This is a genomic window from Paenibacillus sp. DCT19 (assembly GCF_003268635.1).
In the GTDB taxonomy this organism is placed as follows: Bacteria; Bacillota; Bacilli; order Paenibacillales; family Paenibacillaceae; genus Paenibacillus.
Map to the genome: position 1 here is coordinate 4,649,144 of NZ_CP029639.1, position 17,047 is coordinate 4,666,190.

The window sequence follows — 17,047 nt, forward strand, 5'->3', positions numbered from 1 at the left end:
ATCATAATTTGTTTCCAGCCGTCTTATTCACCGCTATTCACGCATGAATACGACAAAAAGAGACCCGGATAAGAGTTATCCGAAGCCTCTTTTGTAATTTTTTAACTATCTGCCCAAATTTTGCCAACGGCACTTCAACGATTACCCTTTTGGACGAACAACAAGTGCCGCAAGAAATGAGAAGATAATCGCTGCGGAAATCCCCGCTGCAGTTAGATCGAAGATACCCGTGATTACACCAAGCCAGCCCTCTTTCTCCAGTTCGGTTAATGCTCCATGGACTAGAGAATTACCAAAACTCGTAATCGGTATGGACGCACCCGCACCCGCAAATTTCACCAGTGGATCATAGAGACCAAAGGCATCAGCCACAGCACCTGCAACCACCAACGTACTCATCGTATGTGCAGGTGTTAACTTGACCCCATCCATAAGAAGCTGTCCAATGACACAGATTAAGCCGCCAACGATAAATGCCCACAGAAATTGCATTTTTATCCCTCCTTCTCGATGGAAACGGCATGTGCAATACAAGGAATACTCTCGCCCTGCTGGTAAGACAGCGGTGACAATAAAGCTCCCGTAGCTACTACGAGAACACGCTGCAAGTCACCCTTTTGCATTCGGTTTAGAATGTGCCCGTAGGTCACTGATGCGGAACAGCCACACCCACTTCCCCCTGCCACAACCTGAGGCTGTTTCTCACGGTTGTAGATCATTAACCCGCAGTCGTTAAACACCGTTTGTTCCATTGGAATGCCTTCTTTTTGCAAAAGCTCTTTGGTAATCGGTAGTCCTACCGAAGCAAGGTCTCCCGTAACAATGAGATCGTAATAGCCCGGCTCAAGCCCTGTATCACGGAAATGGGAAACCAACGTATCCGCAGCCGCTGGTGCCATAGCTGCTCCCATGTTAAACGGATCTTTAATCCCCAGATCCATAACGCGACCAATCGTTGCATGTGTAATGACAGGCCCTTCGCCTGTTCGCGATACAACTCCGCAGCCTGCACCTGTGACGGTATACTGTGCATAAGGCGGCTTCTGTGACCCGTATTCAGTCGGATAACGGAATTGCTTCTCTACGGTACAGTTGTGACTGACCGTTCCTGCAAGCACATAGTCACCGCCACCTGAATCCACGATAAGAGAAGCCAGCGCCAAACTTTCCATCGAGGTGGAACATGCACCAAATACACCGAGGAAGGGCGCTCCTAGCTTACGAGCCGAGAACGAACTGCTGATAATCTGGTTCATGAGATCACCACCAACGAAGAACTGAAGCTCTTCTTTGGTAATATTCGCATTGATCAATGCCAGTTGAGTCGCTTGCTCTAATAGCTTGCGTTCACCCTTCTCCCATGTCTTCTCGCCGATCTCCAGATTGTCGTATACATAGTCAAAGTCAGATGCGAGTGGCCCTTGTCCTTCGTCAGGCCCAACAACAGCAGCCCTGCCGACAATCCGTGGACGATTTTCAAATTTCCAGGTTTGACGTCCCAGTCGTTTCATAGATGTCCCCCAAATCCGAGGAAGGCATATACGATCCCGATAATAAATGCTGCAACTACACCAAACACGATAACAGAGCCAGCCAGCTTAAACATGTTTGCACCTACACCAAGTACCAAGCCTTCTGCTCTATGCTCCAGTGCCGCAGAACACATCGAGTTGGCAAAGCCTGTAACGGGAACGGCTGTACCTGCCCCTGCCCATTGTGCGATCTTATCGTATACACCAAGACAAGTCAGCACAACCGAAATGAAGATCATCACCGCTACGGTGGGACTTGCCGCTTCCTTTGATGTCATATCAAACCCTGCCATAAAGGCTTCCTGGATAGCCTGTCCAATCAGGCAGACAAATCCGCCGACAAAAAACGCTTTGATACAATTGGTCCAAAGAGGACGCGCAGGCTCATGCTTTTTAGCTACTTTTTTATATTCCTGTTCACTAATGGACAGTGAGGGTGATTTTTTGCTGCTGCCGGTTCCTTTCGTCTGAGCTGGCATTGTACAGAACCTCCTTCGAATGGAATGAGATCGCAAATTCATTCCTGTATGCAATGGTTGGACGTGTGTAATCCTAGATACATTGTTTGTCAATGTTCAAAAGGTTATGTATCCGGCGAAATGCAGCATATGTTTCCAGTGTGTCGAGAATATGAATGACTGTTCTATGCGCCGGATCATGTTCTGTTCATAAGCTACAAACTACACCTACGTTCCATGAAGCTTTTTCATGATTCATTGCTTGAATGTATACAATCATGCTCTTACAAATAAAGCAGGATGATAACGAGAAGAATAAACAAGACGATGAAAAGAACTGCTTCATTACCTTCATCAGGTGGCTTCATCTAGTTGTACGCAACTCCTTCCTATTGCTCAGACGAAAAGAATAAGGCGTGTGGTTCCCACGAGAGGTAAACCATTCCTATCTATGTATTCCTATTCAAACAGCCAATTGGTGGAACAGGGCTTGTGCGGATTTCACACGAACAAGAAGCGAAAATCAACCTCGTTATGCCTGATATACGTGACGTAACCATGGACAATTACGTGCGCAAGGTTCATACTGGTTATGACCGGTGGTTAATAATTGATCCTGACATTGAATTGAACGGATCTCATGTCCAGCAGCCGTTCTGCTGAGACTCGAACTACATAAGAACAGAGGAGTTGTCCACATATGAATGAAAAAACAATGGATATGTTTCGCACACTGACTGAATTCCCTTCTGCTTCGGGCTTTGAACGTGAGCTTCGTGGCTGGATGAAAGAACAGCTATCCGCCTACACGGATGAATTTGTACAGGATCGCTTGGGTAGTCTTTTTGGTGTATTACGCGGGGATGAAACGGGACCTAAAGTCATGGTCGCTGGACATTTTGATGAAGTCGGCTTTATGACGACTGGCATTACAGAAACAGGGATGATTAAATTCCGTCCACTGGGTGGATGGTGGAGTCAAGCAGTATTGTCACAACGACTTCAGATCATCACTCCTGAGCGCCGAATCACTGGGGTTGTTGGCTCGACACCTACACATCTACTGGATGAGTCCCAGCGCAGCAAGCCGGTAGATCTCAATACGATGTATCTGGATATTGGTGCAGATAACCGAGCTGAAGCGGAGTCATGGGGCATCCACCCGGGTATGCAAATTGTACCTATTTGTGAATTCACGCCGATGGCGAATCCGAAAAAAATCATGGCAAAAGCGTGGGATAACCGTTATGGGGTTGGACTCGCACTGGAACTCGTTGAGGCACTTCATAAAGAAAAATTGCCTAATATCTTATATTCGGGAGCAACGGTTCAAGAGGAATTGGGGCTACGCGGTGCACGTACCGCTGCCAATCTCATTGAGCCTGATATCTTCTTCGCACTCGACTGTAGCGCAGCGAATGATATGACAGGCGACAAGCAATCCTTTGGACATATTGGACAAGGAGCATTGCTGCGTATTTTCGACCCAGGCATGTTTACCCATCGCGGCATGGTTGAATATGTGCAGGATACAGCATCCTCCAACCAGATTAAGATGCAATACTTCATCTCACCGGGCGGAACAGATGCAGGACAGGTTCATCTGAGCGGTATTGGTGTGCCTTCCACTGTTATTGGCATCTGCGCTCGTTACATTCATACCTCTTCCTCCATCATCCATACAGATGACTATGATGCAGCGAAAGAATTGATTGTGAAGCTGGTTAAAGGGCTGGATCGCTCTACGATGAATACAATTATTAATAATGCGTAACATCTAAACATACACTCTGTTCCAAGAGATATCCTGACTATGTCGGGATATCTCTTTTTTCGTTATCACGAAACATACGTGTTCAAAAGGGTGGTTTCTAGTATCGAAAAGATGGGATGAAGCTAAAAATGGAGTACTGGATCGTAGGCCAAACTACGTGAGAGACTATTGGTTTCCCTCTAATAGATTAGTAGGTCGAACATTATAGAAAATTACACATAAGATACAAGAACGGAAGATGAATCAAACACCAAGCAGCGGGGGAGCTTCTATGGCAGTAAGGAAGAATGGAAAGTCGAATAAGGGCTCCAAAAAAGAGAATGCTGCCAACTCCCTTCTTGGCGGTAATCTTAAAGGAAGAAATCTGGAGCTTATTGTGGCAGCATTATTGGTCAGCGGAAAGCTCAGAGTGGATGCAGTCACGCTGTTTCGTGAAGCTACACTTGTCGTTGAATTGGTCGGGCAATATAAAACGCTGCAACAGATCACTCCATCGAATCAAGACAAACTCGTACAGTTTCTGGATGAGATCGGTGGCGATATGACGTTGAATGATGTGATTCGGGCATTTCAACAAAGAATCAATTCCTAATGGATAAAGTGAGGTTAGCGTGATGTCGGATTCAGAATTTGATGGTGTAGGCTTTGCCGAGCTGCTCATTGTGGTCATTCTTATTGTGTTGTTTGTGTATGGTTCCAATGATATTGATAAACTGTCAAGCACACCCACTACAAGTTAAGACCTGATTGACAAATTGCTCAGAACTCCATCTAGAGCATGAAATGGTATATGTGATCTGACCGCCTGTAGAAGTTACAAAACGAAACGCCAGTCCTGGTGTAGGCTGGCGTTTCGTTCTGTAAACAATAATTATAAAAACAATGGAGAGAACGCAATCCAAGCTAGGATTAGAGTAAGTACAATACAGACATTCTCTACAACGGCTCCATGCTTTGTTCCGGTACTCATTAGATTGGCTCGAATGCGCCACTTCAATGGTGGTAGTGGACGAATTCCCCGATTCGTTAGTGAATCCGCAAGAAGATGTATGCCGTAGGCTGTAGCTCCAGCAATCCAAATCTCCGGTTGTTGCTGAGCAGTCGTAGTATACAGCAGTCCCGCCCACACCGCAGTCCCATAGGCTGTGTGCGTGAGTCCCCTGTGTGTCAGCGTTGTACATAACATCAGCAAACTCCCTGCAATCCAGTTCCAAGGCGCAAATGCATGACCGTAGAAGACCAGTCCCAAGCCAATCGCAAACATTAACACTTTACGGAGTGATCGTGAAGGTAAAAAAGATACCATACCAATCAAAATAGCAAGTAACAGGTTCCAAGGTTGACTGTGAACATAGAAGTACACAAACACCGCCGTCGGTAACAAAATGGTCTGTAACAGCCTGATGAGGCTGTTTGGTAGCGCCTTTGAAACCAATAACGAGTTGGGTTCATCGATGTCTGGCAGAAGTGAACCAATCAGCGCCACCGTTAGTGCTGGAGCTGTTACAGGCAAGCCTGTAAATTGAAGAACAGACAGCGATACCCCTGTTCCAATAATAAGGTGGGATCTTCCCATCATGATGCCAAAACTTCCTTTCTAAGAAATAGGGAACATAGCTGACCCATTTCGATATTACACCGAATTCAAAATGAGAACAATAGTTCGTATTACCTTATTTCTTTTCTGAAAAAATTTTTCAATTCTGTGACCGGGACCACACTTTTTATTTTGTGAGGAGTTTATCGTTATTTGTGAAATTTATCACATTAGATGATGTCAATCGTCTGTATGATTAAAATATAAACCAATAAAAATATTAGTAAATGCGTGTTCAAAAGGGGCGGTTTTCAGTACCAAGAAGATGGGATGAAGCTAGAAATGGAGTAGCGGAGCGTAGGCAAAACTACGTGAGCAACGGACATTTCGGCTGAGTCCCATATTCGACGCTGAGATGCCTACAGGCATCCTACGTAATCAAAAGCGCGAACTTTTTGAACAACCACTAGTAATGTACAGTCTATCCAAGGAGGCTTATACACATGAACGGAAATAAAGAAAAACTGGTCGTCATCGGTAACGGCATGGCAGGAATTAGTACGGTTGAGCAGATCTTAAAATTAAGCTCCCGCTTCGATATCACAGTTATCGGCACAGAACCCTACCCTAACTATAACCGCATTATGTTGTCCTATGTGCTGGAGGGCAGCAAAACGTTGGATGATATTGTATTGAACGACCTGCATTGGTATGAAGAATATGGTATCACGCTGCATATGGGCACAACGGTATCCAAAATCGATTCCGATACACGCGAAGTGGTGACTACAGACGGTTCGCGCGTCCCTTATGACAAGGTCATCATTGCCACAGGCTCCAATTCCTTTATCCTCCCTGTACCTGGACACGATAAACAGGGCGTTGTTGGATTCCGGGATATCGCCGACTGTAATACGATGCTGGATGCGGCGAAGAATTACAAAAAAGCAGCTGTCATTGGTGGCGGATTGCTCGGTCTAGAAGCGGCAAAAGGACTCGTTCAGCTTGGTATGGAAGTTACCGTAGTTCACTTAATGCAGGATCTCATGGAACGCCAGCTGGATTCCCAAGCTTCTGCGATGTTAAAAGCTGAACTTGAGCGTCAAGGTATTCAATTCAAAATGGGCGCACAGACATCCGAATTGCTTGGCGGCGATCGTGTTGAAGGCATTCGTTTTGCAGATGAATCGGTACTGGATGTTGATTTTGTTGTCATGGCTGTCGGAATCAAACCGAATATTGCTGTTGCTCGCGAGAGTGGCATGGAAATCAACCGAGGCATCATTGTTGACGACTACATGCAAACTTCTCTCGAAAATGTGTATTCCGTCGGAGAATGTACAGAGCATCGCGGTGTGTGTTACGGCCTCGTCGCTCCATTATTCGAACAAGGTATGATTCTGGCTAAACATATATGCGGTGTTGAAACTGCACCTTATGAAGGTTCTGTCGTATCCACAAAATTGAAAATTTCGGGCGTAGATGTATTTTCGACAGGTGAGTTTATTGATGGCCCTGAGCACACCGTTATCTCTCACAAAGATGAATGGAAACGCACGTACAAAAAAATCCTGCTTCGCGATAATGTGATGGTCGGCGCTGTGTTGTTTGGTGACATCACGGATTCAGCGGAGCTACAAAAACTGATCAAGCAACAGACTGAAATGACCGATGACCTGTACGCTTCACTCATGGGCACAGGCTGCGACGGACACAAAAAGGCGACATCGGTAGAAACGATGGCTGAGGACGAAATCGTATGTGGTTGTAACGGTGTTACTAAAGGTCATATTATGGACGCCATTACGAATCAAGGATTAACCAGCATCGACGAGATCAAAGCCAGCACGGGTGCAACACGCTCATGCGGTGGCTGTAAGCCAGTCGTTGAACAGATCTTGCAATATGTACTTGGTGATAACTTCACAACCGGTGCCAAACAGGGCATTTGCGGATGTACTTCCCTTAGCCGTGATGAGATCGTAGCGGAGATCAGACAAAAAGGTCTGCAAACGACAAAAGAAGTGATGAACGTATTGGGATGGACTCAGCCTGAGGGTTGCTCGAAATGCCGTCCTGCAATCAACTACTACCTGGGTATGATTGCACCGGATACGCATGAGGATGAGAAGGAATCCCGCTTCGTCAACGAACGGATGAACGCCAATATTCAGAAAGACGGAACCTATACCGTTGTGCCGCGGATGTATGGCGGGGTTACGACACCTGAAGACTTGAAACGTATCGCGGATGTGTCAGTCAAATACGATGTAAAAGCGGTTAAAGTGACTGGCGGACAGCGTCTAGACTTGATCGGCGTCAAAAAAGAAGATTTGCAAAACGTATGGGCTGAGCTCGATATGCCTTCAGGTTATGCTTATGCCAAATCACTTCGTACCGTCAAAACTTGTGTCGGTTCACAGTTCTGCCGCTTCGGTACACAGGATTCAATGGCTATGGGTGCCAGAATTGAACGTAAATTCGAACGTTTGGATTTACCTGCTAAATTCAAATACGCCGTGAACGGCTGTCCGCGTAACTGTGCAGAAGCATGTACAAAAGATATCGGTATCGTTGGTAACGACGGCGGTTGGGAAATATTCATCGGTGGTAACGGCGGGATCAAAGCTAGACTTGCGGACTCCCTCTGCAAAGTGAAAACGGACGAAGAACTGATCGAGCTGTGCGGTGCCATCATGCAACATTATCGGGAAACTGCCAACTACCTCGAACGGACTTCGGAATGGGTAGAACGTGTGGGTCTGGAATCGATACGCGCAGTTGTGGTTGACGATATCCAAGAGCGCAAAGCGCTAATGGAACGAATTGAGTTTGCACTTGGACATGTGGAAGAACCTTGGCAAAAGGCTATTCGAAATGAACAAGGTGAGAACAAACTATTTCACGGTATTGAAGTAACGGCTCGTCCGTAAAATCGGATGTGAGCTTTACTCTATATAAGTTCAACTAAACTTTTTACACGAGAACGGAGAGGACAGAAATAACGTGTAGAAGCGAAGCGTTCGGCTTTAGTTGAACCTATAAAATACAGATAAGGAGAGTTCAATATGACAACTAAACCAGCTGGTACCTACTACCCTGCCGGAACGATTGATGAATTTCTACCTCGCATTGGTAGAGTCGTTGAGATTCAAGGCAAACAGCTTGCTGTATTTCTTGCCTCGGATGGTACGATCTTTGCTGCCGATAATCGAAATCCTCATCCAAAAGGCGGGCCACTTGCTGAAGGAATCGTCTCAGGTCATTATCTCTATGATCCGCTGTACGATTGGAAAATCGATCTTAGCACAGGTCTAGTGCAAGCTCCCGACCAAGGACAGGTTGAGATGTTCTCGGTTAAAGTGGAAAATGGAACGGTCTGGATTGCAGTATAGCTGCAGTCCAGGTAACACATGTGATTGATGCTTAAGTATGGGGGAAACCGACATGTACACACCTAATGTTGAAGGAATTATTGAAGCCGCGGTCAAAAAAAGAGATCAAATGAATTCAGGTCTAGCACGTTATATGGTATCCGCCTTGATGGCTGGTGCGTATGTAGGCCTTGGCATTATTCTAATCTTCAGTATCGGCGCTCCGCTTCTGGCTGCGCAATCACCTTTTCAAATGATCCTGATGGGCATGTCCTTCGGGCTCGCTCTCACCCTTGTTATTTTTGCAGGATCGGAACTGTTTACTGGCAACAATATGTTTTTTACCATGAGTACGTTAGCAGGTCGCACGACCGTTAAAGACACCATGAAGAACTGGGGACTTGTCTTCCTCGGCAATCTGATCGGTGCGGTCATTCTGAGTCTACTCATTGTAGGCAGTGGTTTATTTAAGACAGCTGCACCGGAGCATCTGCTCTTTGCCGTTTCTGCCAAGAAGATGGCAGCCCCCGTTACTGAGCTATTCTTCCGCGGCATTCTCTGTAACTGGCTCGTCTGTCTAGCCATCTGGATGTCTTCACGCACAAAAGAGGACATTGCCAAGCTTGTATTGATCTGGTGGTGTCTGTACGCATTTATCGCCAGTGGATATGAGCACAGCGTTGCCAATATGACATTGCTCTCCTTGTCTTGGTTACTGCCAAACCATCCGGATACCATCACGCTAGCAGGCTGGTTCCATAATATGATTCCTGTTACACTTGGCAACATTGTCGGAGGCGCTTTGTTTGTAGGTATGGCCTATTGGTTCGTATCACCTGTGAGAAAGAAAACCCGTCAATGACTCATGCTCTCATGCTATACACCATGCATTCTCTGGACTCTCAGAGGGCATGGTTTTTTTACGTTATGGTGTTCTTACATTATGTTTTTTCATCCTGTTTTCACGTCAATTACGTTATGACTTTATTTCCCTTGTGACCTTTTACCTTTCACAACCTCAGCGTTAATCCCCGTTTACATAGAAGTCGTATAGTCGAACCATGCCTTAACATATCTAACGACCAAAGGATGATCGCTTATATGGGAATACACACGTACTTCAGATCTCTGAATGATCTAGAACGCATTATCCGAACGCCAGGCAAATTCAAGTTTGAGGAACACAGCGTGTCCGCACATTCATGGAAAGTCGTGCAATACGCCAAAACGCTCGCGGATATTGAAGAGCAGAACGGCGTAGCGATTGATTGGAAAAAGCTTTACGAGATCACCAGCAGCCATGATTACGGCGAGATTTTCATCGGAGATATCAAAACTCCGGTCAAGCATTATTCACTTGAGCTTCGTGCGATGTTACAGCAAGTCGAGGAAGGTATGGTTGAGCATTTTATCAACGAGAACATTCCCGAAGAGTTCCAAGCCATATTCCGCCGTCAACTGCGTGAAGGTAAAGATCAATCTGTGGAAGGCCTTATTCTTGAAGTTGCCGACAAGATGGATCAGGTGTATGAAGCCTTTGCAGAATTACAACGGGGAAATACGGAGAAAGAATTCATTGTAATGTATCGTTATGCCCTGATCAAAATCAAGAACATTGACCTTCATTGTGTTCACTATTTCCTCCATCACATCCTCCCCGACATTATTCAGGAAGGCATCCGTTCCCCGATTGATATTCGCAAAATAACTGAAGAGGCACTCGCCGAATAATCAGCTCAAGTCGCCATGGCTCTCATGATCCAGGGACAGAGCTTTTTTTCGTTCTGCACACTGTTGCCGATATTCACTCGGATATACCCCTGTTTTATTTTTGAAAATTCGGCTGAAATAATGAGAGTCCGCGTAGCCAACGGCTTTGCCTATCGATTGAATGTCCAGGTTCTGATGCGCAACCAGCATACGCTTCGCTTCGTTAATTCGTAGCCCTGTCATATATTTGAGCGGAGTTTCGCCCGTTACTTTTTTGAAACACTTACCTAGATAATCCACGCTAAAGTGCATCTGTCCCGCCATATCCTGAAGGCTGATCTCATGCATATAATGCTGCTTCACGTACAGTTTGACCGCCTCTGCGATATCCTCTGGCTTCCTCTGCTCCTCCACTGCCGCACTCACATGCGTGAGAGAATCAACCACATTCCCAAGCTTCAGCTCCATCGCGTCCAGCAGTCCACGAATCTGGTCTTCCGAGATCGGCTTGAGCAAATAATCCTCCACTTTATAGCTAATCGCCTGACGCGCATACTCAAACTCATGATGGCCGCTCAGGATTACAATTTTCACTTGTGGATAGGCAAAATACAGATGCTTCGCCAGTTCTAATCCATTCATCACGGGCATCTGAATATCGGTGACGACAAGATCAGGAACCGTCTGTTCGATCAGTTGCAGTGCCTCCTGCCCGTTCCTCGCTTCGCCAATCACCTCGAATCGTGTACCCAGCTCACTGAACTTCCGCGACACGTTACGGCGGATCAGTGCCTCATCCTCCACAATAATGGTTCGGTAGTTAACCGTCATTTCAGCCACGCTCCTTTCGAATAGAACCACCCACGGTAATTCTGACCCGCCGTTAAGCCTATTTTCGATGTGCATCTGTGCCTTAGAGCCGTACCACAATTTCAGTCGTATCCAAATATTTCTCAGCCCCATGCCGTTAATCGCAAGATCAGGAATACGCTCCCATTCCTCTGAAGATGCAATATACGCTTGTATGGATGTTAATACCTCTGGCTCCATGCCCGGTCCGTTGTCTTCAACGATGATCCGCCAGGTTTCTTCCGCTTCGTTCAACTCTCCTCCAACATACAGCTTCCACGGAGGTGAATCGCCTAGTCCATATTTGATGGTGTTCTCCAGTAAGGGCTGGATCAGCAGCATAGGAATACGTATATGGTACATGGCCTCTTGAATATGGAACGTATAATGCAGATCCTCTTCAAACCGAATTTTCATACACTCCAAATATCGCTCGCAATAATTCATCTCCTCTGATAAAGTCACCCCTTCAGGGTTAGGTGCTGAGATGTAACGAAGCATCGCTGTAATATGTCCACAAAAAGCAACAATCTGTTCATTCATGCCCTCTTCGGCCATGATGCTGATATTCGTGATGTTATTGTACAAGAAGTGAGGATTCATCTGGGATTGCAATGCGAATAGACGTGTATCCGTCTCCTGTGATTTGAGAGCAAGCATGTCCTGGAAGGACTGCATAAGCTGTTGATTCAAACGCACAAATGTATCATTCAGTTCATCCATCTCGCGGATGGAGCTTGGATGATCCAACTTGAACAAATGACCCGAGTCCTGGCCTGTGGCGAGGTCTTGTACACCGATCTTCTGAATGATCCGCTGTAGCCGATGCAGGGGTAACGTCACCCTTTTGGAGATCAGATACGATAACACTAGAATGAGCAATAACATGCCTAACGTAGCGCCTATAAATAGCGTAGCCATCCGGTTCAGGCTCACGAACAACGATTGCTTCGATTGTGTCACAATCACTGTCCAGCCCGTTTCGGCTGAGGTCATGTATGTCATCATCTGAGGAGAGTTGCCTGTGTGAACGACCTCTTGCATTTCCCCTGGCGGGTACTGTCCCTTGCGAATCATAGCCAGATCCTCTGAACTAATCATCATTGTTGCCTCAGCATCCTCCGAAGAAGAGCGGGAGAAGGGGTACAGTAATGATCCTCGCTCATCAATTACATCAATATGCAGCTCTTCATTGCCAGCCTGTATTTCATGTAAATAGTTGAACATCGTCTGAGCATCCTGCAAAATTTCGACGACGCCTTGGCTAACGTAATTCCCGTTCTTGTATACACGTGTAAGTGAGACATATCGGCTATCCGACTCTCCTTCACCTGTAGGCATGGGCAGACTGCCTCCATCTAACATCGTGATAACTCGCCAGCCATTGCGATTCCAGGTTTCGTTGTACCAAGGTCTCTGCGTTAAGTCGACATTCATCTGTCCGTTAAAAGCCCCCGCCCCTAGCATTTTGCCATTCACATCATAGATGTTAGCCTGCTTGGCTGTATTCGAGCTGCTAATGATGGCTAATATGACGTCGATTAGCGTGGTTGTATCTTTGTAGAATGCCGGATCTGCCGCAAGCCCCTGCTCGCTTCCTTCCGCGGGAGACAAGTAGTGACTAAAGTGCTCCTTAACGAGATTGGAATAGACGATATTCATCGAGAAATTGTTCATCTTGACTACTTCCTGATCTAGATTACTCACAAGGGATGCACCGAGCTGCTTCTGCTGTTCTTCGCTGCGACTGCGAATATCATTGGCCAGAAAGACGTACAACAGCCCTGCCACAATGAGCGCAAACACAATAAAGACCGCCGAGTAATACATAAACAAGCTTTGCTGCAGCGTTCGAAAACGGTATCGAATCATCTTACACCTCAATCTACGGGTTCGAAAATGTCCACCCAACAGACCGCTTTTGTCTATTGAGCCCATTCCTCAATCAGCGTAATGTTGAACACATAAGAATACGCTTACATTACGTTGTACTGCAAGACATCATATCTTATTCTTCCAGGAGGTTCAATGATGAAAAAAAGATTATTGGTATCACTAGCCAGCTTGTTACTCGTATCTGGATTGCTGCTAGCTGGCTGTAACTCAGCTAAAACATCGGAAGGTTCAGGTAAGGTAACCCTTACGTTTGGAACCAGCCAAAGTGGTATTCCACGCACCGGGATTATGCAAACGATGGCGAAGGAATATGAACAAGAAACGGGTGTGAAAATTGACTTTCAGGTGGTGCCTGACGCCCAGTGGCGTGATCTGATCAAAGTTAAGCTCGCTTCTGGTGAAGCACCGGATATCTTCAATGTGGATGTAGACCCACTTAGCATGCCGGCTAATGTACGACCTGAAGAGAATGCGATTGACCTGACCAATGAGGAATTTGCCGGACGAATGTCCGAAGAAATTCTCCCAACCGTCAGCTATAACGATAAAGTATACGGCGTTTCATTCGCTCCATCAAAAATCTGGTATGTGTACTATAACAAACGGATATTTAATGAGCTGGGCATCGAGCCCCCAACCACATACGCCGAGTTTAAGGCCATTAGCGAGAAAATTAAGGCTCAAGATATCATCCCATTCTATCAAGCACCAGCAAGCGGATGGTATCAGGTACTCCCCCTGTTCGAGACAGGGCCTAACTATGAACATACGACACCCGGAACTTATGAGAAACTGAACAACAATGAGATGAAGGTGGCAGATCTGACGCAGTTAAAGACCGTTATTGAGCAATTAAAAGAATTCGCAGATCTCGGATATTTCGGAAAGGACTTCTTGTCCAACACAGTCGAAGCTGGTATCGAAGCCTTCGGTCAGGAAAAAGCAGCAATGCTGCTGCGTGTGCCTGGTACTGAAAAAGAAGTTTCCGAAGCTTACCCTGAGATGGAAGACAATATGGGATTCTTCGTCATGCCTTGGGGTGATAACCAAACGATTGGTGTCAATCCAGGTGGTTCCGCAGCGATGTTTGGCAACAAAAACAGCAAGCATCCTGAAGAAGTGCTGAAATTCTTCCGCTGGATTACAGAGCATGACAATCTACAACGTGTATTTGACGGAGGCGAGGGTAATCTGACCATCTGCTGGCCCGAGATCGAGCCTAAGCTGACGCAAGATTATATCGATTATGAGAAAAATCATGAAAAGGGAACGGTTATGCAAGCTGCCGTGAAGTATATCGATCCTCAATGGATGGATATCGGCAAAGATATCTCGGGTATGTTTGCCGGCGCTATGACTCCTGATCAAATCTTGCAAAATATCGATAAACGTCGGGCGGAACAAGCCAAAGTGTTAAAAGATGAGGCATGGCAGTAGTTGTGTCGTGTCACTACAGTGAAGCACGCGGCAGGAAGGACAGGTGTTACATGTTATGAATGCGAACAAAATTTATCCTTGGTACTTCTCATCCGGAGCGATTGTGCTTTACATCCTATTCATCGTCGCTCCCGCCCTGCTGGGTATATATTATTCCTTCACCGATTGGAACAGCTATAGCTCGGAGAAGAACTTTGTTGGACTGGAGCATTTCCGCACGATTCTGGCGGGTGATCCAACCTATCTGCTTTTTATCAAAAACACAGTGTTATTTACGTTAGTTACATCGATTGCGAAAACGGTATTAGGGCTATTTCTCGCCTTGCTACTCGTTAGTGGTGTAAAGGCAGCCAATCTGCATCGGATGATTATTTTCTCACCGCAGGTGCTGTCCTTCCTCATCATTGGTCTAGTATTCAAGAGTCTGCTTGATCCAAACAATGGCTTCGTTAACGTTACGCTGCGGTCACTCGGACTCGATTTTCTCGCGCAGAACTGGCTCGGCTCACTGACATGGGCGATGCCGTCCATTATGGCTGTGGATACGTGGAAAGGCATGGGCTATATTATGGTGCTGTTTATTGCGGGATTGCTCGCCATTCCCCGTGATTATTACGAAGCGGCATCCATTGACGGCGCAGGTTTCTGGCAGAAGCTATTCAAGATCACCCTGCCGATGCTGATGCCTACCATCACCATTGCAACGGTATTAAATATTACGTATGGCTTGCGGGTATTCGATGCTGTTTACGTGCTCACCAACGGTGGCCCGGGTAATGCAACAGATGTCATTAACACAGCAGTGTATTCGTCTTTTGCCAAAGGGTATTGGGGACTCGGTAGTGCACTATCCACCATCTTGTTTGTCATTATGGCGATCATCTCCTTCTTCATTATTCGCTTGATGAACCGAAAGGTGGAATTCTAGATGCGATTGAAGAAACGACTTGTTTCCCTATGTCTGAACGTGCTGGCATGGATCCTCAGTCTCATTGTGTTGATTCCTTTTGCCGTCATCGTCCTGAACTCATTCAAGTCCGATGCGGAAGCTAAAGTGCTGAAACTAACACTTCCAGAGACGTTTATTTTCGAAAATTATAAAATTGTATATGAGCAAGGGCATCTGGGTAGCTCCTTCTTCAACAGTCTGTTACATGCGGGAGCATCCTCCCTTTTACTCGTATTTGTCGTGGCTTTCTCGGCCTTCACACTATCTCGGAATCACTCCCGGTGGAGTAAGTTCCTATACTTCTTCCTCATTCTAGGCATTACATTGCCTCTGAACTATATTCCATTGATGGAAGTAATGAAGACGCTAGGCATGATTAATTCACACATGGGTATGATTCTACTCTACACAGCGATGGGCATTCCCATCTCCCTGTTCATTACGTTTGCGTTTGTATCGAATATTCCAAGAGAGTTAGACGAGGCTGCCATCATGGATGGATGCAACGGGATCAAGCTTTTCTTAAAAGTCATTGTCCCCTGCTCACCTCCGTGCTGGTTACGGTATTCGTGTTGAATTTCCTCAGTGTATGGAATGAATTCACCGCTCCGCTCTACATGCTCAATACGGTCGAGATGTGGCCTATGACGCTGGCTGTATATAATTTCTTCGGACAGTTCAGTGCACAGTGGAATCTAGTTAGTGCGGATATTGTACTTACGTCACTGCCAGTGTTAATTGTGTTCCTCATTGGGCAAAAGTATATTGTAGGCGGGCTCACTTCCGGAGCTGTCAAAGGGTGATATGGCAGGATTTCATAAGGATACGCAAGATGGAAAATGGAGTTCAGCTAACATGAATCAAACACATGCTGTGGAGGACAACGTAAAAATTTCATTTGACTTCGGCGCATTTTGTAACTATTATGGTTACAACGGTGGTGATTAGCAATGAAACAAATCAGCAGTCGTTTCTCCATTGCAGTTCATACATTATCTCTGATTGCCGTTGTACCTACAGAGTGCACCGGAGATTTTATAGCTAGAAGTGTCAATACCAATCCCGTCATCATTCGCCGGATCATGTCCACGCTGAAGAAAGCAGGCTTGATTGATGTCAGACCTGGCGTTGGTGGTGCATATCTTCTCAAGCCGCCTGCGGAGATCACGTTGTTGGATATCTATCATGCGCTTGATGTCGTGGAGGATGGTCAGCTGTTTAACTTTCACAAACATCCGAATCCAGCCTGTTCGGTAGGTAGCATGATTGAGCATACATTGCGTGCCGAACTGGTAGAGGCTCAGCTTGCCATGGAGGAACGGTTGAAGCGTGTAACGATTCAGCAGTTGATGGATCAAGTTCAACCGGATGAATAGCCCAGTCACTGTACTTCGTTTCGATTTTTCGATTGGTTCGGTGAAGAGAACTGGCTATTCTGGTGAACATAAAAAAGCTCAGGGTTGAGCTTTTTTTATCCCTTCGTTGTAATCACACCTGTTATAACGTATATGGTTACATCAATACTTTAATA

General features: G+C 46.0%; 17 protein-coding genes. 12 read left to right on the top strand and 5 right to left on the bottom strand.

Annotated elements, in window-relative coordinates:
• Nucleotides 1-141 precede the first annotated feature (141 nt).
• From spoVAE to spoVAC, 3 genes are read right to left on the bottom strand one after another with little or no spacing between them, the layout of a single operon-like run.
• Nucleotides 142-492, bottom strand: a complete 351-nt coding sequence (gene spoVAE, locus DMB88_RS21260) for a stage V sporulation protein AE (RefSeq protein ID WP_056695903.1) — start codon at nucleotides 490-492, stop codon at nucleotides 142-144.
• Between the two features lie 2 nt (nucleotides 493-494).
• Nucleotides 495-1,511 carry a stage V sporulation protein AD gene (gene spoVAD, locus DMB88_RS21265; RefSeq protein WP_128102946.1) on the bottom strand — a complete coding sequence of 339 codons (1,017 nt, stop codon included), beginning with the start codon at nucleotides 1,509-1,511 and terminating at the stop codon, nucleotides 495-497.
• Nucleotides 1,508-2,011 carry a stage V sporulation protein AC gene (gene spoVAC / locus DMB88_RS21270; RefSeq protein WP_128102947.1) on the bottom strand — a complete coding sequence of 168 codons (504 nt, stop codon included), beginning with the start codon at nucleotides 2,009-2,011 and terminating at the stop codon, nucleotides 1,508-1,510. The genes spoVAD and spoVAC overlap by 4 nt, the downstream gene beginning before the upstream one ends.
• Before the next feature lie 679 nt (nucleotides 2,012-2,690).
• Here spoVAC and DMB88_RS21275 point away from each other — a divergent pair.
• The 3 genes from DMB88_RS21275 (at nucleotide 2,691) to DMB88_RS31790 (ending at nucleotide 4,504) form a co-directional block, all read left to right on the top strand.
• Nucleotides 2,691-3,764: a M42 family metallopeptidase gene (locus tag DMB88_RS21275; protein WP_128102948.1), complete on the top strand. Its 1,074-nt coding sequence runs from the start codon at nucleotides 2,691-2,693 to the stop codon at nucleotides 3,762-3,764.
• Between the two features lie 271 nt (nucleotides 3,765-4,035).
• Nucleotides 4,036-4,356 carry a hypothetical protein gene (locus DMB88_RS21280; protein WP_128102949.1) on the top strand — a complete coding sequence of 107 codons (321 nt, stop codon included), beginning with the start codon at nucleotides 4,036-4,038 and terminating at the stop codon, nucleotides 4,354-4,356.
• 22 nt (nucleotides 4,357-4,378) lie between these two features.
• Nucleotides 4,379-4,504 carry a hypothetical protein gene (locus tag DMB88_RS31790; protein ID WP_302476275.1) on the top strand — a complete coding sequence of 42 codons (126 nt, stop codon included), beginning with the start codon at nucleotides 4,379-4,381 and terminating at the stop codon, nucleotides 4,502-4,504.
• 131 nt (nucleotides 4,505-4,635) lie between these two features.
• On the opposite strand, the gene DMB88_RS21285 is transcribed toward DMB88_RS31790, so the two are convergent.
• Nucleotides 4,636-5,343: a metal-dependent hydrolase gene (locus DMB88_RS21285; protein ID WP_128102950.1), complete on the bottom strand. Its 708-nt coding sequence runs from the start codon at nucleotides 5,341-5,343 to the stop codon at nucleotides 4,636-4,638.
• Between the two features lie 461 nt (nucleotides 5,344-5,804).
• Here DMB88_RS21285 and nirB point away from each other — a divergent pair, with 461 nt between their 5' ends.
• The 4 genes from nirB (at nucleotide 5,805) to DMB88_RS21305 (ending at nucleotide 10,406) form a co-directional block, all read left to right on the top strand.
• Nucleotides 5,805-8,234 (top strand): nitrite reductase large subunit NirB, encoded by a 2,430-nt coding sequence (nirB, locus tag DMB88_RS21290; RefSeq protein ID WP_128102951.1) that lies wholly within the window; start codon nucleotides 5,805-5,807, stop codon nucleotides 8,232-8,234.
• 135 nt (nucleotides 8,235-8,369) lie between these two features.
• The gene (gene nirD, locus DMB88_RS21295; protein ID WP_128102952.1) at nucleotides 8,370-8,696 is read left to right on the top strand and encodes a nitrite reductase small subunit NirD; all 327 of its coding nucleotides are present in this window, start codon (nucleotides 8,370-8,372) and stop codon (nucleotides 8,694-8,696) included.
• Nucleotides 8,697-8,748: 52 nt separating this feature from the next.
• Nucleotides 8,749-9,537: a formate/nitrite transporter family protein gene (locus DMB88_RS21300; RefSeq protein ID WP_128102953.1), complete on the top strand. Its 789-nt coding sequence runs from the start codon at nucleotides 8,749-8,751 to the stop codon at nucleotides 9,535-9,537.
• A 239-nt stretch (nucleotides 9,538-9,776) separates the two neighbouring features.
• Nucleotides 9,777-10,406 (top strand): YfbR-like 5'-deoxynucleotidase, encoded by a 630-nt coding sequence (locus tag DMB88_RS21305; RefSeq protein ID WP_056695875.1) that lies wholly within the window; start codon nucleotides 9,777-9,779, stop codon nucleotides 10,404-10,406.
• Here the strand turns inward: DMB88_RS21305 and DMB88_RS21315 are convergent, their stop codons facing one another.
• Nucleotides 10,407-13,106, bottom strand: coding sequence for a response regulator (locus DMB88_RS21315; RefSeq protein WP_254438281.1), 2,700 nt, complete (start codon nucleotides 13,104-13,106; stop codon nucleotides 10,407-10,409).
• Nucleotides 13,107-13,262: 156 nt separating this feature from the next.
• Here DMB88_RS21315 and DMB88_RS21320 point away from each other — a divergent pair, with 156 nt between their 5' ends.
• From DMB88_RS21320 to DMB88_RS21335, 5 genes are all read left to right on the top strand, one after another.
• A complete protein-coding gene (locus DMB88_RS21320; protein WP_254438282.1) occupies nucleotides 13,263-14,567 on the top strand; it encodes an ABC transporter substrate-binding protein in 1,305 nt (434 codons plus the stop codon).
• A gap of 55 nt (nucleotides 14,568-14,622) precedes the next feature.
• On the top strand, nucleotides 14,623-15,495 hold the full coding sequence (locus DMB88_RS21325; RefSeq protein WP_128102955.1) for a carbohydrate ABC transporter permease: 873 nt from the start codon (nucleotides 14,623-14,625) through the stop codon (nucleotides 15,493-15,495).
• On the top strand, nucleotides 15,496-16,092 hold the full coding sequence (locus tag DMB88_RS21330) for a carbohydrate ABC transporter permease (protein WP_254438283.1): 597 nt from the start codon (nucleotides 15,496-15,498) through the stop codon (nucleotides 16,090-16,092).
• A complete protein-coding gene (locus DMB88_RS31460; RefSeq protein WP_254438284.1) occupies nucleotides 16,086-16,319 on the top strand; it encodes an ABC transporter permease family protein in 234 nt (77 codons plus the stop codon). The genes DMB88_RS21330 and DMB88_RS31460 overlap by 7 nt, the downstream gene beginning before the upstream one ends.
• Before the next feature lie 147 nt (nucleotides 16,320-16,466).
• Entirely contained in the window at nucleotides 16,467-16,892 is a 426-nt protein-coding gene (locus tag DMB88_RS21335; protein ID WP_128102956.1) for an Rrf2 family transcriptional regulator, read from the top strand.
• Nucleotides 16,893-17,047: the final 155 nt, after the last annotated feature.

What these genes read in the sequence shown, in the direction of transcription:
- spoVAE (WP_056695903.1), bottom strand. Translation starts at nt 492, where the DNA reads ATGCAATTTCTGTGGGCATTTATCGTTGGCGGCTTAATCTGTGTCATT.
- spoVAD (WP_128102946.1), bottom strand. Translation starts at nt 1,511, where the DNA reads ATGAAACGACTGGGACGTCAAACCTGGAAATTTGAAAATCGTCCACGG.
- spoVAC (WP_128102947.1), bottom strand. Translation starts at nt 2,011, where the DNA reads ATGCCAGCTCAGACGAAAGGAACCGGCAGCAGCAAAAAATCACCCTCA.
- DMB88_RS21275 (WP_128102948.1), top strand. Translation starts at nt 2,691, where the DNA reads ATGAATGAAAAAACAATGGATATGTTTCGCACACTGACTGAATTCCCT.
- DMB88_RS21280 (WP_128102949.1), top strand. Translation starts at nt 4,036, where the DNA reads ATGGCAGTAAGGAAGAATGGAAAGTCGAATAAGGGCTCCAAAAAAGAG.
- DMB88_RS31790 (WP_302476275.1), top strand. Translation starts at nt 4,379, where the DNA reads ATGTCGGATTCAGAATTTGATGGTGTAGGCTTTGCCGAGCTGCTCATT.
- DMB88_RS21285 (WP_128102950.1), bottom strand. Translation starts at nt 5,343, where the DNA reads ATGATGGGAAGATCCCACCTTATTATTGGAACAGGGGTATCGCTGTCT.
- nirB (WP_128102951.1), top strand. Translation starts at nt 5,805, where the DNA reads ATGAACGGAAATAAAGAAAAACTGGTCGTCATCGGTAACGGCATGGCA.
- nirD (WP_128102952.1), top strand. Translation starts at nt 8,370, where the DNA reads ATGACAACTAAACCAGCTGGTACCTACTACCCTGCCGGAACGATTGAT.
- DMB88_RS21300 (WP_128102953.1), top strand. Translation starts at nt 8,749, where the DNA reads ATGTACACACCTAATGTTGAAGGAATTATTGAAGCCGCGGTCAAAAAA.
- DMB88_RS21305 (WP_056695875.1), top strand. Translation starts at nt 9,777, where the DNA reads ATGGGAATACACACGTACTTCAGATCTCTGAATGATCTAGAACGCATT.
- DMB88_RS21315 (WP_254438281.1), bottom strand. Translation starts at nt 13,106, where the DNA reads ATGATTCGATACCGTTTTCGAACGCTGCAGCAAAGCTTGTTTATGTAT.
- DMB88_RS21320 (WP_254438282.1), top strand. Translation starts at nt 13,263, where the DNA reads ATGATGAAAAAAAGATTATTGGTATCACTAGCCAGCTTGTTACTCGTA.
- DMB88_RS21325 (WP_128102955.1), top strand. Translation starts at nt 14,623, where the DNA reads ATGAATGCGAACAAAATTTATCCTTGGTACTTCTCATCCGGAGCGATT.
- DMB88_RS21330 (WP_254438283.1), top strand. Translation starts at nt 15,496, where the DNA reads ATGCGATTGAAGAAACGACTTGTTTCCCTATGTCTGAACGTGCTGGCA.
- DMB88_RS21335 (WP_128102956.1), top strand. Translation starts at nt 16,467, where the DNA reads ATGAAACAAATCAGCAGTCGTTTCTCCATTGCAGTTCATACATTATCT.